The organism is Demequina silvatica (assembly GCF_000971215.1).
Taxonomy (GTDB): Bacteria; Actinomycetota; Actinomycetes; order Actinomycetales; family Demequinaceae; genus Demequina; species Demequina silvatica.
On the sequence record NZ_BBMA01000008.1, the window covers coordinates 118,142 to 131,817 of the forward strand.

The 13,676-nt window shown below is 72.9% G+C and carries 12 protein-coding genes; 7 read left to right on the top strand and 5 right to left on the bottom strand.

What is annotated here, in order from left to right; genetic code table 11:
• Positions 1–13: 13 nt before the first annotated feature.
• A complete protein-coding gene (locus AOM05_RS11840; RefSeq protein ID WP_228373289.1) occupies positions 14–1,345 on the top strand; it encodes a CapA family protein in 1,332 nt (443 codons plus the stop codon).
• Positions 1,346–1,360: 15 nt separating this feature from the next.
• Here AOM05_RS11840 and AOM05_RS11845 read toward each other — a convergent pair whose 3' ends face one another.
• The 5 genes from AOM05_RS11845 to AOM05_RS11865 all read right to left on the bottom strand — a co-directional run bounded on the left by AOM05_RS11845 (position 1,361) and on the right by AOM05_RS11865 (position 9,354).
• Positions 1,361–3,619 (bottom strand): EAL domain-containing protein, encoded by a 2,259-nt coding sequence (locus tag AOM05_RS11845; protein ID WP_082097494.1) that lies wholly within the window; start codon positions 3,617–3,619, stop codon positions 1,361–1,363.
• Positions 3,604–6,294, bottom strand: coding sequence for an FtsK/SpoIIIE family DNA translocase (locus AOM05_RS11850; protein ID WP_082097495.1), 2,691 nt, complete (start codon positions 6,292–6,294; stop codon positions 3,604–3,606). The genes AOM05_RS11845 and AOM05_RS11850 overlap by 16 nt, the downstream gene beginning before the upstream one ends.
• Positions 6,295–6,385: 91 nt before the next feature.
• Complete coding sequence (locus AOM05_RS11855) at positions 6,386–8,068, bottom strand: ribonuclease J (protein ID WP_062522493.1); 1,683 nt, start codon at positions 8,066–8,068, stop codon at positions 6,386–6,388.
• A gap of 10 nt (positions 8,069–8,078) precedes the next feature.
• The gene (gene dapA, locus AOM05_RS11860; protein ID WP_062522495.1) at positions 8,079–8,972 is read right to left on the bottom strand and encodes a 4-hydroxy-tetrahydrodipicolinate synthase; all 894 of its coding nucleotides are present in this window, start codon (positions 8,970–8,972) and stop codon (positions 8,079–8,081) included.
• A 49-nt stretch (positions 8,973–9,021) separates the two neighbouring features.
• Positions 9,022–9,354, bottom strand: coding sequence for a cupin domain-containing protein (locus tag AOM05_RS11865; RefSeq protein ID WP_062522496.1), 333 nt, complete (start codon positions 9,352–9,354; stop codon positions 9,022–9,024).
• 108 nt (positions 9,355–9,462) lie between these two features.
• Here AOM05_RS11865 and AOM05_RS11870 point away from each other — a divergent pair, with 108 nt between their 5' ends.
• From AOM05_RS11870 to AOM05_RS11895, 6 genes are read left to right on the top strand one after another with little or no spacing between them, the layout of a single operon-like run.
• Positions 9,463–10,263 (top strand): thymidylate synthase, encoded by an 801-nt coding sequence (locus tag AOM05_RS11870; protein ID WP_062522498.1) that lies wholly within the window; start codon positions 9,463–9,465, stop codon positions 10,261–10,263.
• Positions 10,264–10,271: 8 nt separating this feature from the next.
• Positions 10,272–10,796: a dihydrofolate reductase gene (locus AOM05_RS11875; RefSeq protein ID WP_062522500.1), complete on the top strand. Its 525-nt coding sequence runs from the start codon at positions 10,272–10,274 to the stop codon at positions 10,794–10,796.
• Positions 10,797–10,851: 55 nt separating this feature from the next.
• A complete protein-coding gene (locus AOM05_RS11880) occupies positions 10,852–12,072 on the top strand; it encodes a GNAT family N-acetyltransferase (protein ID WP_062522502.1) in 1,221 nt (406 codons plus the stop codon).
• Positions 12,060–12,752 carry an AzlC family ABC transporter permease gene (locus tag AOM05_RS11885; protein ID WP_062522504.1) on the top strand — a complete coding sequence of 231 codons (693 nt, stop codon included), beginning with the start codon at positions 12,060–12,062 and terminating at the stop codon, positions 12,750–12,752. Before AOM05_RS11880 ends, AOM05_RS11885 begins: the two co-directional genes overlap by 13 nt.
• Positions 12,753–12,766: 14 nt before the next feature.
• The gene (locus tag AOM05_RS11890) at positions 12,767–13,072 is read left to right on the top strand and encodes an AzlD domain-containing protein (protein WP_062522532.1); all 306 of its coding nucleotides are present in this window, start codon (positions 12,767–12,769) and stop codon (positions 13,070–13,072) included.
• Between the two features lie 20 nt (positions 13,073–13,092).
• On the top strand, positions 13,093–13,575 hold the full coding sequence (locus AOM05_RS11895; RefSeq protein WP_062294294.1) for a GNAT family N-acetyltransferase: 483 nt from the start codon (positions 13,093–13,095) through the stop codon (positions 13,573–13,575).
• The last annotated feature ends 101 nt before the right edge of the window (positions 13,576–13,676 follow it).

The window sequence follows — 13,676 nt, forward strand, 5'->3', positions numbered from 1 at the left end:
GGATACTGGAGGCATGCCCGCTCGCTACCGCCGTGCCCGCCCGCTCGTCGTCATGGCGTGGGTGGGCGGCCTCGCCCTCGTGGGGCTGCTCGCGGGCGTCGCGATCGGCGTGGGCGGCGCGCGGGGCGGCGCGGAGGCGCCGGAGACCCCGGCGGCCTCGCCCGTGGCGACCACCGGCGCGGGGGACGATGCGACGGCCGGGCCCACCGCATCGTCCACCCCCGAGCCGGTCCCGTCGGTGACGCCGACGCCCGAGGCGGTCCGCTTCACCCTGGTCGCGGCGGGCGACGTGCTGCCGCACACGCCGGTGATCGACTCGGCACGCACGGCGGACGGCTACGACTTCGCGGCGCTCATGGCGGGTGTGCGGCCGTACATCGAGAGCGCGGACCTCGCGTTGTGCCACATGGAGGTCCCGGTGTCCCCCGAGGGCGTCGAGCCGTCCGGGTACCCGCTGTTCTCCACGGCCGCGGCGCTGGTCCGCGACCTGGGGAAGGTGGGATGGGACGGCTGCTCGACCGCGTCGAACCACAGCGTCGACCGCGGCACGGCCGGCGTGAAGGCGACGCTCGACGCGTTCGAGCGGCACGGCCTGCAGGCGACGGGGACTGCGCGCACCAAGAAGGAGGCCGCGACCACCGCCATGTACGAGGTCACGTCGGGCGGCCGCACGGTCACCGTGGCGCACGTGAGCTTCTCCTACGGCACCAACGGGATGCCGGTGGCCTCGCCGTGGGAGGTGGACCTGTTCGACGCGGACGCGGCTGACCCGCAGCCGGTGATCGACGCGGCACGCCAGGCACGGAAGCAGGGCGCGGACGTGGTGCTGGCCTCGGTGCACTGCTGCGTCGAGTACCAGACCGCGCCCACGGACGCGCAGCGCGCGATCGCGCAGAGGATCGCGGACTCGGGTCAGGTGGACCTGTACATCGGCCACCACGCGCACGTGCCGCAGCCCATCGAGCTGCTCGCCGGCGGGCCCTCGGGCGCGGGGATGTGGACGGCGTTCGGGCTGGGCAACTTCCTGTCGAACCAGAGCACCGAATGCTGCGTGGCCGCCACGCAGAACGGCGTGCTGCTCTCCGCGACCGTCACGGTCGACCCCGACGGCGAGGTCACGGTGAAGCCGGCCTGGACCGGCACCACCGTGGACCGTCTCGACCGGCACGCGGTGCACGTCCTCACCGACATCCGCGGCGGCACGGGGACGCTGTCCGGCGCCGAGGTGGCGTCGCGGATCGCCGCCGTCGCGGACGCCGTGGGCGATCAGGCCCCGCGCCGCAGCCAGCCCATCCAGGCGCTCGCCGACCGGGTCACGGCTCTCCCCCGCGCGGGCGGCGCCTAGCGACGATGCGCGGGTTCAGCGGTCGCCGTAGACCGGGTCGGGCTCGGCGGGTCGCGGGTCGATGAGGCTGGTGCCGGTGTGCGGGTGCTGCGACAGCGCGGTCGCTGCGGGCTGCGCGACGCCGAACAGCCATCCCTGGCCGTAGCGCCAGCCGCAGTCGGCCAGGAACTGGGCCTGCGCCTCGGTCTCGATGCCCTCGGCGATGGTGGCCAGCCCGAGCTCGCGGGCGAGCGCGCCCAGGGCGCGGGACACGCGGGCGCCGGCGGGGTCCTCGGGGATGCCTGCGACGAAGGACATGTCGAGCTTGACGCCCGAGACCGGGAGGTCGCGCAGGTAGGACAGCGGGGAGACGCCGGTGCCGAAGTCGTCGAGGAGGATCGGGACGCCGGCGTTGCGCAGCTCGGTCAGCTCGTGCCTGATGCGGGTGTTGGGGTTGACCAGGGAGGCCTCGGTGAGCTCGACCACCACGCGCTGCGGGCTGAGGTGGTGGCGGCCGATCGCCGCGAGCACGCCGTCCGCGAAGGACGAGTCGCCCAGCTGGTCGGCGGACACGTTGAGGGACACCCACACGGTGTCCGAGGGCGAGCGCTCGAGGAACTGCGCGGCCTGCTCGACCAGAGCCGCGCCGGCGGTGGCCGCGAGGCCGCGGTCGCTGATGAGCGGCAGGAACGCGCCGGGCAGGAGCAGCCCGCGGGTCGGGTGCTGCCACCGCACCAGGGCCTCGTAGCCGACGACGGTGCGCGTCGCGAGCTCGAGGATCGGCTGGTAGTGGAGCACCAGGTCGCCGTTCTCGATGGCGCGCGCGAGCTCAGCGGCGAGCGCCGACTGGTTGTCGTCGGCGATGCGCATCGACGGCTCGTACACCTCGGTGCGGCTCTTGCCGGCGGCCTTGGCGCGGTACATCGCGGCGTCCGCGGCGCTCAGCAGGGACGCGCCTCCCCCGGCGACGGTGTCCTCGTCCGCCATCGCGATGCCCAGGGAGGCCGCGAGCTGGATCTGGTGGCGCTTGACGCCCAGGGGCGAGCGCAGGCCGTCGTGGATCGCGGCGGCGATCTCGAACAGCGCCTTCGAGCAGTCGGGGTCCTGGACCGCGATGACGAACTCGTCGCCGCCCAGGCGGGCGACGGTGCCGCGGCCGCCGGTCGCGGCGCGCAGCACGCCGGCGACGTGGACCAGCGCGTTGTCGCCGATCGCGTGGCCGAACCGGTCGTTGAGCCCCTTGAAGCCGTCGAGGTCGACCGCGATGACGCCCACGCGCGAGTCGGCGTCGGGCTGCGCGAGGAGGTCGTCGAGGACCTCGTGGAACAGGTTGCGGTTGGCGAGGCCCGTCAGGGGGTCGTGCATCGCGCGGTGCTGCATCAGCTCGGACCGCATGCGCACCTCGGTGGTGTCGCGCACCTGCACCACGTAATGGTCGGGCGCGCCGCCCGCGTAGCGCACCAGGCCCACGTCGAGCACGGCCCACACCACGTTGCCGTCCGTCTTCACGTAGCGCTTCTCGACGGAGAAGTGGTTCTGGTGGCCGTCGTACAGGCGCGTGAGCTGGTCGCGCTCGGCATGGAGGTCCTGGGGGTGCGACAGCGCGCTGAACGGCGTGCCGCGCAGGGCCGCGACCGTCGAGCCCATCATCTCCGCGAACGCACGGTTGACCTCCATGAGGCGCCACTCGAGGTCCACGAGCGCCATGCCGGTAGGAGCGTTCTCCATCGCGCGCCGGAACTGAGCGTCCGAACGGCTGATCGCCTCCGCGGCCTCGCGCAGCCCCGTGGTGTCCATCACCGTGACGATGGTGAGCGGCCGTCCGCCCTCGACGTCCTCGACCGGGCGCGAGCGCACGTGGAGCCACCGGATGTCGTCGACGCCGCGCCGGCCGGGCACGCCCACGACGCGGGGGCGGCCGTCCTCGGTCCGGGAGAACGCCTCCGCGGCGAGCGTGGGACGCATGTGCGCGTCGACGGAGCGCAGCGGCAGCCGCGTGAGCGGGATGCCCACCACGTCGGACTGGCGCAGTCCCAGGATGGTGCACGCCGTGTCCGACATGAGCGCGACCTCGCCGGCCTGGGTGAGGATGATGACGCCGTCGCGGGAGGACGTCATCACGGCCTCGAACTGGCCGCGCAGCGCGCGCTCCTGCGCGAGCGCCGCGTCGCGCGCGACGCGCTCCCGGCCGGACCTCCAGAAGAAGTAGAACGCGCTCAGCGCGAGCAGGATGAGGAGCGCGCCGACGACGGCCACGAAGGCCGGCTGCGCGAAGAGGTCTAGGACTCCACCCATTCCCCGTCCTCAGGCTGGTGCGTGTTGGTGGTGCCCACCGTAGCGCCAGAATCCCCTCGTAGGACAGCAAGAGTGGACACCAGCTCGTCAGGTGTGACCAAAACGTCACGAGCCTTGGATCCCTGCGACGGGCCCACGATCTCGCGGGTCTCGAGGAGGTCCATGAGGCGGCCCGCCTTCGCGAACCCCATCTTGAGCTTGCGCTGCAGCATCGACGTCGATCCGAGCTGCGTGGTGATGACCAGCTCGGCGGCGGCGAGCAGGTCCTCGAGGTCGTCGCCGATGTCCTCGGCGACCACGGCGGCGCCGGCGGCCGGTGCCACCACGTCGTCGCGGTAGTCGGGATCGGCCTGCCGCTTCGCGTGCTCGACCGCGGCGTGGATCTCCGACTCCGATACCCACGAGCCCTGCGCTCGCATCGGCTTGGACTCGCCCATGGGCAGGAACAGCGCGTCGCCCTGGCCGATCAGCTTCTCCGCGCCCGGCATGTCGAGCACCACGCGGGAGTCCGCCAGCGACGAGGTCGCGAACGCGAGGCGCGACGGCACGTTGGCCTTGATGGTGCCCGTGATGATGTCGACGGACGGGCGCTGGGTCGCGAGCACCAGGTGGATGCCGGCGGCGCGCGCGAGCTGCGTGATGCGCTGGATCGACTCGTCGACGTCGCGGGGAGCAACCATCATGAGGTCCGCGAGCTCGTCGACGATCACCAGCAGGTACGGGTACGTCTTGATCTTGCGCTCGGAGCCGGGCAGCGGCTTGACCTTGCCCGCGCGCACGGCCTTGTTGAAGTCGTCGATGTGCTTGAAGCCGAACAGCGCCAGGTCGTCGTAGCGCATGTCCATCTCCTTCACCACCCACTCGAGGGCCTGCGCGGCCTTCTTGGGGTCGGTGATGATGGGCGTGATGAGGTGAGGGATGCCCTCGTAGATCGTGAGCTCGACGCGCTTGGGGTCGACCAGGACCATGCGGACCTCGTTGGGCGTCGCACGCATGAGGATCGACGTGATCATCGAGTTGACGAACGACGACTTTCCGGCGCCCGTGGCGCCCGCGACCAGCAGGTGGGGCATCTTCGCGAGGTTCGCCATGACGTAGCCGCCCTCGACGTCCTTGCCGATGCCGATCGCCATCGGGTGGTCGTTGCGTGCCGCGACCGGGGACCGCAGCACGTCGCCCAGCGCGACCGTCTCGCGGTCGACGTTGGGGATCTCGATGCCGATCGCGGACTTGCCGGGGATGGGCGACAGGATGCGCACGTCCGCGCTGGCGACCGCGTACGCGATGTTCTTGCTCAGCTGCGTGATCTTCTCGACCTTGACGCCGGCGCCGAGCTCGACCTCGTAGCGCGTCACCGTGGGCCCGCGCGTGAAGCCGGTGACCTCGGCGTCCACCCCGAACTGCTCGAGCACGCTGGTGAGCGCGGCCACCACGCGGTCGTTGGCGGCGGAGCGCTCCTTGTGCGGGGCGCCCTTGACCAGCAGCTCGAGCGACGGGAGCAGGTACGGTCGGGAGTCCTCGAGCTCGCCCTGCTCCCCCGGCGGCACGATGTGCGTGGTCGCGGGCGCCGCGGGGGCGGTGTCCTCGCCGGGCACGGCGATGAGCTGGGTGGTGGCGTCGGGGGACGATGCGGCGGCCGGCTCGTCCCACGGCGCGTCGTCCCACGGGGCCGGGTCCTCCTCGGGCACCGCGTAGGGCGAGATCTGCTCGGTCACGGCGCGGCGGTGCGCGTCGGGGTCGATGATCTCGTCGAAGTCGCGGTGGTCGACCGTGGCGGCGTGCGCGAAGGCCTCGTCCGCCTCGTACGAGTCGAGCGTGTCCTCGGCGGGCGGGTCCCCGTGGAAGGCGCGCTCGAGGAGCCGCTTGGCGCGGCCCGAACGCTTGTGCTTCGGGCGCTTCGGCTCGGCGTCGCCCGGCCGCTCGAGCGTGCGGTGCTCGGGCAGGTCGAGCTCGTCCGCGTCGGCGGCGTCCGTCGCGCCGTCGTGGCGCACCTTGTGCGCCACCTCGGCGACCCAGGCCGCGGCCTCGCGCAGCGAGATCCCGAAGATGATGAGCACGGACAGCAGGGCGAGCAGGACCAGCACCACGACGGCGAGCGGCGCGGTCACCAGACCCGCGAGCGGCGTGCCGATCGCCCAGCCGAGGATGCCGCCGGCCTCCTGCAGCGCCTCCATGCTGTACGCCGGGCTGGGACGCCCGTGCGCGATGTGGATGATGCCGTCCACGGTGATGGCGAGCAGGAGCGCGCCGAACGTGATGCGGTGGTTCGCGTTCTCCTCCTGCGGCGCGCGCATGAGGCGCACCGCGATGACCGTGAGGATCACGGGGAGCCCGTAGGCGAGCACGCCGAACAGGCCCGCGGCCACGAAGTGGATCGCGGTGCCGGCCCAGCTGGACAGCTGGAACCACTCGCGCGCGGCGATGAGGATCGCCAGGATGACCAGGATGATCGCCTGGCCGTCGCGGCGCACGGCGGGCGGCACGTCGCGCGCGCCGTGGCCGATCCCCCGCACGCCCGAACCGACGGCGTTCGCGGTGCCGCGGCCGATCGCAGCGACGCCGCGCAGCACGGCCGGCGGTCGACGATCCTGCTGGGCGGCGCGCGAGCTCGACGACGAGGTGCGCTTCGGGGAAGCGGCCTTCGTCGCGGGTCGGGTCTGTCGCGTCTGTGCCATGGCACAGCACGGTAGCGCCCCCCACCGACAAGGCGAGGTTGCCACCCCGCCCGGCCCCCGCATCGTCCCGAGGGACGATGCGGGAGAGCCGTCAGGCCTCGACCACCACCGGGATGATCATGGGACGGCGGCGCAGCTTGGTGCCGACGAACCGGCCGAGCACGCGACGCGCGATCTGCTGGAGCTGGTGCGTGTCGGTGGAGCCGCCGCGGGCGGCCTCCTCGATGGCGCGCTTGATGTCGGGCAGGATCGCGTCGAAGACCGAGTCGTCCTCGGCGAGGCCGCGGGCGTGCACCTCGGGGCCGGAGACCACGCGGCCGTTGGTCGAGTCGACCACCGCGAACACGGACACGAAGCCCTCCTCGGAGAGGATGCGGCGGTCCTTGAGCTCGGCGTCGGTGATCTCGCCGATCGACGATCCGTCGACGTACACGTTGTGCACCTCGACCGCGCCGACCACGCGGGCGACGCCGCCCTTGAGGTCGACCACGGTGCCGTTCTCGGCGAACATCACGTTGTCGTGCGGGATGCCCGTCTTCATCGCGAGGTGGCCGTTGGCCAGCAGGTGGCGCACCTCGCCGTGGATGGGCATGACGTTCTTGGGACGCAGGATGTTGTAGCAGTACAGCAGCTCGCCCGCGCTCGCGTGGCCGGACACGTGGACGCGCGCGCTGCCCTGGTGGACCACGGTCGCGCCCAGGCGCATGAGGCCGTTGATGACGCGGAACACCGCGTTCTCGTTGCCCGGGATGAGGGACGATGCGAGGATCACCAGATCCCCGTCGCCCACCGTGACCTTGTGGTCGCCGGTGGCCATGCGGCTGAGGGCCGCCATCGGCTCGCCCTGGGAGCCGGTGGACATGTAGACGACCTGCTGGCCGGGCATGTCGTCGGCCTTCTTGGGGTCCACGAGGATGCCGTCGGGCACGCGGAGGTAGCCCATGTCCGCGGCGATGCCCATGTTGCGCACCATCGAGCGCCCCACGAAGGCGACCTTGCGGCCGTGCGACTCGGCGGCGTCGATGACCTGCTGGACGCGGTGGACGTGGCTGGCGAAGGACGCGACCACGATGCGGCCGGTGGCCTGCGCGAAGAGCCGGTCCAGCACGGGGCCGATCTCGACCTCGGCGGTGGTGAAGCCGGGGACCTCGGCGTTGGTGGAGTCCACCTGGAAGAGGTCGACGCCCTCGGCGCCGAAGCGGGCGAACGCGCGCAGGTCCGTGATGCGGCCGTCGAGCGGCAGCTGGTCCATCTTGAAGTCGCCGGTGTTGAGGACGGTGCCGGCGGAGGTGCGCACGAAGACGGCGAGCGCGTCGGGGATCGAGTGGTTGACCGCGAGGAACTCGAGGTCGAACACGCCGAGCTTCTCGCGCTGGCCCTCCTTGACCGCGAGGGTCACGGGGTTGATGCGGTGCTCGCGCAGCTTCGCCTCGACGAACGCGAGGGTGAGCTGCGAGCCGAGGATCGGGATGTCGCGGCGCATGCGCAGCAGGTAGGGCACGGCGCCGATGTGGTCCTCGTGACCGTGCGTGAGCACGATCGCCTCGACGTCGTCGAGACGGTCCTCGATGTAGCCGAAGTCGGGCAGGATCAGGTCCACGCCGGGCTGGTGGTCCTCGGGGAACAGGACGCCGCAGTCGATGATGAGCAGGCGCCCGTCGAGCTCGAGGACGTGCATGTTGCGGCCCACCTCGCCGAGCCCGCCGAGCGGGACCAGGCGCAGGGTGCCGGGTTCGAGGGCGGGCGGCGGCAGCAGGTCGGGGTTGAAGGTCATGAAGTCTCCGTCAGGGATGGATGCCGGCGGCCCCGAGGCTCGCGATGAGAGCGTCGTGCTCGGCCGGCGTGTTGGGAAGCAGCGGAAGGCGCATCGCGCGGCTGGGGATGACCCCGAGCCAGTGCAGCGCGGACTTCGCGTTGGTGGCGCCCGGGCCGGTGAAGACGGCCTGGTGCACCGGGAGCAGCGACTCGTGCAGGCGGTCGGCCTCGGCCGTGTCGCCAGAGTCGTGCGCGGCGATCATCGCCGCGATCTCCCGCCCCACCACGTGGGACGAGACGGACACGACGCCCACGGCGCCGGCCCGGAGGAAGTCGAGGGTGAGCGGGTCGTCGCCGGAGTACCAGGCGAGACCGGTGCGCTCGATGCGGGCCTTGGCGTTCTCGACGCCGCCCGTCGCGTCCTTGACGGCCACCACGCGCGGGTGGGAGGCGAGCTCGTCGTAGGACTCGTCGGAGATCGCGAGCGCGGTGCGGCCCGGGATGTCGTAGAGCATCGCGGGCAGACCCGTCGCGCCCAGGATGGCGCGGAAGTGCGCGACCACGCCCGCCTGCGACGGCTTGGAGTAGTACGGGGTGAGCGCGAGGATGCCGTCGACACCGGCCTCCTCGCCCTGCTCGGCCATGCGGACCGCGTGGGCGGTGTCGTTGGACCCCGCACCGGTGAGGATCGTGACGTCGGGACCCACCGCCTCGCGCACCGCGTGGATGAGATCCACCTTCTCCGGCGCGTGCGTGGTCGGGGCCTCGCCGGTGGTGCCGGAGAGGACCAGGCCGTCGGAGCCGTGCGCCACCAGGAACCGCGCCAGCTCCTGCGCGGCCTTGAGGTCCAGCGCCCCTCCCTCGTGCATCGGGGTGACCATCGCGGTCAGCACAGTGCCGAACGGGCGGGAGGTGGAAGTCATGGGCCAAACCTACCGCGCGCCGGGCATGCTCCGGGGTCGCCGCCGGCGCTCACGCACGCGTCGCGACGGTGAGCAGCACCGCGCAGTCGGTCACGGCGGTGAGGCCGTGCCGTTCGGGCGGGATGACCAGGTAGTCGCCCTCGCCGAGGGTCTCGTCGGCGCTCGCGGTGGTGAGCTCGACGTCGCCGCGCAGCACCTGGAGGGTCGCCTCACCGGGGCTCTCATGGTCGTGGAGCCGGTGGCCGGCCGCCAGCGCGATCACCGTCTGGCGCAGGTCGCTGTCCCTGTCTCCCATGAGCGTGACGGAGTGCCGGCCGCTCGACTCGGCTCGGGCGAGCTCGAGCTGCGCGTCGGCGACCTCGGCGAGTCCCTGCACGTCCATCCCGGCCCCCTGACCCCGGCGGGTGTCCCTGCGGCCCAGTCAAGCGCATCGTCCCGTCTCCCGCACGGCGTACGGCGTCCTGTCGGCGGGCCGCCGTACCCTGGACCCGTGACCATCCCCACCCCGTACGAGGACCTGCTGCGCGAGGTGCTGGCGACCGGCACCCCCAAGGGCGACCGCACCGGCACCGGCACCGTCTCGGTGTTCGGCCGTCAGCTCCGCTACGACCTGTCGCAGGGCTTCCCCCTCATCACCACCAAGCGCGTCCACACGCGCTCCGTGATCGGCGAGCTGCTGTGGTTCCTGCGCGGCGACACCAACGTGCGCTGGCTTCAGGATCGCGGCATCACCATCTGGGACGAGTGGGCGGACGCGGACGGCGAGCTGGGGCCCGTGTACGGCTACCAGTGGCGGTCCTGGCCCACGCCGGACGGTGCTCACGTGGACCAGATCACGGAGCTGGTCGAGCAGATCCGCGCGAACCCGGACTCGCGTCGCCTGATCGTGTCGGCGTGGAACGTCGCGGACATCCCTCGGATGGCCCTCGCGCCCTGCCACGCGCTGTTCCAGTTCTACGTCGCCGACGGGAAGCTCAGCTGCCAGCTGTACCAGCGCTCCGCGGACCTGTTCCTGGGCGTGCCGTTCAACATCGCCTCGTACGCGCTGCTCACGCACATGATCGCGGCGCAGACCGGGCTCGGGGTCGGCGACTTCGTGTGGACCGGTGGGGACTGCCACATCTACTCCAACCACGTCGAGCAGGTGGAGCGTCAGCTCGCGCGCGAGCCGTTCCCGTACCCGACGCTGCGGCTCGCGGAGCGTGAGTCGCTGTTCGACTACGACATCGACGACGTCGTGATCGAGAACTACCAGCACCACCCGGGCATCAAGGCGCCCGTGGCCGTCTGAGCGCGCCCGTGACCGTCAAGGCCATCTGGGCCCAGGCGCACGATGCCGCGGGACGTCCGGTGATCGGGCTCGACGGCGCCATGCCGTGGCACCTGCCCGAGGACCTCGCCCGCTTCCAGGCGCTCACCCGCGGCCACGCAGTCATCATGGGTCGCCGCACGTGGGAGTCGCTGCCGCCGCGCTTCCGGCCGCTTCCAGGCCGGGTCAACGTGGTCGTCACCTCGGGCGAGGTCGCGGAGGGCGCCTTCCGTGCGACCTCGCTGGACGATGCTCTGGCCGTGGCCGCCGAGCACGTCCCGGGCGGCGCGCGCTGGGTGATCGGCGGGGCGGGCCTGTTCGCGGAGGCGCTCGCGCATGCGGACGCGCTCGAGGTGACGGAGATCGACGCGGTGGTCGAGGGCGACACGTTCGCTCCCTCGCTGCCTCCCGAGGACTGGGCGGTCGACGCCGCCACCGAGCCGGCGGTGTCCGCGTCGGGTCTCACCTACCGGTTCGTCACGTACGTGCCGTCGGAGCGCCACCGCCAGGACTGACGCGGTGCCGGTCGCGCGCCCGATGGCCCCACGGCGGGATGCCAGGATGAACGCCATGACCTGGACCGTGCCCGCCCGCATCGAGACCGAGCGGCTGGTGATCAGGCGGCTCGAAGCCGCCGACGTCCCCGCGATGCACCAGGCGATCCTCGCCAACGTCGACCACCTGCTGCCGTTCATCCCGTGGGCGCCGCTCGAGCCGCAGACCATCGAGCAGCGCGCGGCCAAGGTCGCCGAGTTCGCGACCGCGTTCGACGCGGGCACCGACTTCTCCTTCGGCATGTTCGACCGCGCCACGGGCGGCTTCGTGGGAGGCGCGGGCCTCCACACGCGGGTGGGGCCCGACGCGCTCGAGATCGGGTATTGGATCCGTGCGGACCGCCAGGGAGAGGGGCTCGTGAGCGAGGCCGTGATCGCGCTCACGGCCGTCGCGCTCCTGCGCGCGCGGGCGGCGCGCGTCGAGATCCACGCCGAGCCTGCGAACAGCCGGTCGAACGCCGTCGCGGAGCGGTGCGGGTTCGAGCGCCGCGGCATCGAGACACGCGGCGCCGTCGAGCTCGCGGTGTGGACCGCGGACCTCTCCACGCTGACCCGCGAACCCGCGGCGTCGGCGCCCCTGCCCGTCCTCCGCGACGAGGATGGCGCGGAGCTGGACTGGCGCGTGTGGCCCGTGCCCGCCGTGATCGAGACGGAGCGCCTGGTCATCCGGCGCTTCCGCGCGGAGGACGCCGCGGTTGTCCACCGGGTGATCGAGGCGAACCGCGACCGCCTCGCGGCGTCGCTGTCATGGGCGCGGGGCGCCCCCTCCTCGCCCGAGGAGCGTGCGGCGAAGGTCACCGAGAACATCGCGGCCCACGAGGCAGGCGTCGAGTTCACCATGGGGCTGTTCCACCGCGCGAGCGGCGCGTACCTGGGCAGCGCGGGCCTTCACCCGCTCGACGACCGTCCGGGCCTCGAGATCGGCTACTGGATCGCGGCGTCCCACGAGGGCCGCGGGCTGGTGACCGAGGCGGTGATCGCGCTCGCACGCGTCGCGCTCGACTACGCCGCCGCGGACACGATCGAGATCCTCCACCGGCCGGACAACCCGCGCTCCGGGGCGGTCGCGCGACGTGCGGGCTTCACCCATGTGGGGCGCACCCTCGACACCGACGACGAGCTCGAGATGGAGCGCTGGGTCGCGGACGAGGCGTCCCTCGACCGGGAGCCGCTACGGTCCGCCCCTCTCCCCCGCCTCGCCGATGCGGACGGCACGGAGCTCGCGTGGCGCGCCTGACGCTCGACCGCACGCGCCAGCAGGCGCTGTCGGTGTCGGTGGCCACCGGCGCGTACGGCATCAGCTTCGGGGCGCTCTCCGTGGCGGCGGGCCTCGACGTCTGGCAGACGTGCGCGCTGTCGCTGCTGGTGTTCTCGGGCGGGTCGCAATTCGCGTTCGTGGGCGTCATCGGCGCGGGAGGCGGCGCCGGCGCCGCGGTCGCCACCTCCGCCTTCCTCGGCCTGCGCAACGGGTTCTACGGCGTGGGCCTCGCGCCGGTGCTGCGTCCCATGCGCGGCTGGCGCAAGGCGTGGGCCGCCCAGGTCACCATCGACGAGTCCACGGCGGTCGCGCTCGCCCAGCCTGCCGAGGACCTCCCGGCACGGCGCGCCGGCTTCTGGTGGACGGGGGTCGGTGTGTTCGTCGCGTGGAACGCGATCACGCTGCTGGGCGCGCTGCTGGGCTCGCGCATCGGCGACCCCGCGGACTGGGGCCTCGACGCCGCGGCCGCCGCAGCCTTCCTCGCCCTGGTGTGGCCGCGCCTGGCCCACCGTCGTGCGCGGGCGGTGGCCGCCGCATCGTCCCTCCTGGCGCTCGCGCTGACGCCCGTCGCGCCGCCCGGCGTGCCGGTGCTCGCCGCCGCTCTTGTCGCGATCGCGGCCGGCTGGGGCCACCCGAGGCCCGAGGAGGTGCCCGAGTGAGCGCATACGCGTGGATGTGGGTCGCGATCGTCGCGGCGGGCGTGCTGTCCTGGGCCACCAAGCATGCGGGCCACTCCGTTCCGGAGTCATGGCTCGAGAACCCCCGCGTCCACCGGATCGCGGCGTTCGTCACGGTGGCGCTGCTGTCCGCGCTGGTCGCGGTGCAGACGTTCGCGTCGGGTCGCTCGCTGGTGGTCGACGCACGCGTCGCCGCGCTCGCGGTGGCGGCGGTGCTGCTGTGGCGGCGGGCGCCGTTCATCGTGGTCGTGGTCGCGGCGGCGGGCGTCGCGGCGGGGCTGCGCGCGCTCGGGTGGGGCTGAGCCGCCCTAGGCTGGTCCGCATGATCCACGCCGACGTCTCCGCCCGCCCCGCCGTCCCCGGCGACGAGGACGCGATCGCCGCGATCCAGCTCGCCGCGTGGCGCGACTGGATGGGCGAGGCCGCGGACGCGCTGCCGGCGGACCAGGTGCTCGCCCAGTGGGCCGCCGCGATCGTGGCGCCGCCGTCCCGCGACCACCGGGTGTTCGTGGCGTGCGACGGTCCGCGCGTGGTGGGCTTCGCGGCGATCACGCCCGGCGAGATCATGGCGCTCGAGGTCGCACCCGAGCACCGCCGCGCCGGCCACGGCTCGCGCCTGCTGTCCGCGTGCATCGACACGCTGCGCCTCCAGGGCCGCGAGGACGTGCGCGCCTGGTCCCTCGAAGGGGACGATGCGCGGCGCGCCTTCCTCACCTCCGCGGGCCTCGCGGAGGGCGGGCTGCGGCGCACGCTCGAGGGCCCCGGCGGCGAGCTCGTGGAGCTGATGTACCGCGCCGCGCTCTGACCCGACGGAGGGCGGAGCTCTCCCCCGGTCATGCGGCGTCGCTTTCGGTGTCGGGGTGGTCGAGGTCGAGGCGTGCGAGGCCGCCTTGGATGGGAGTACGC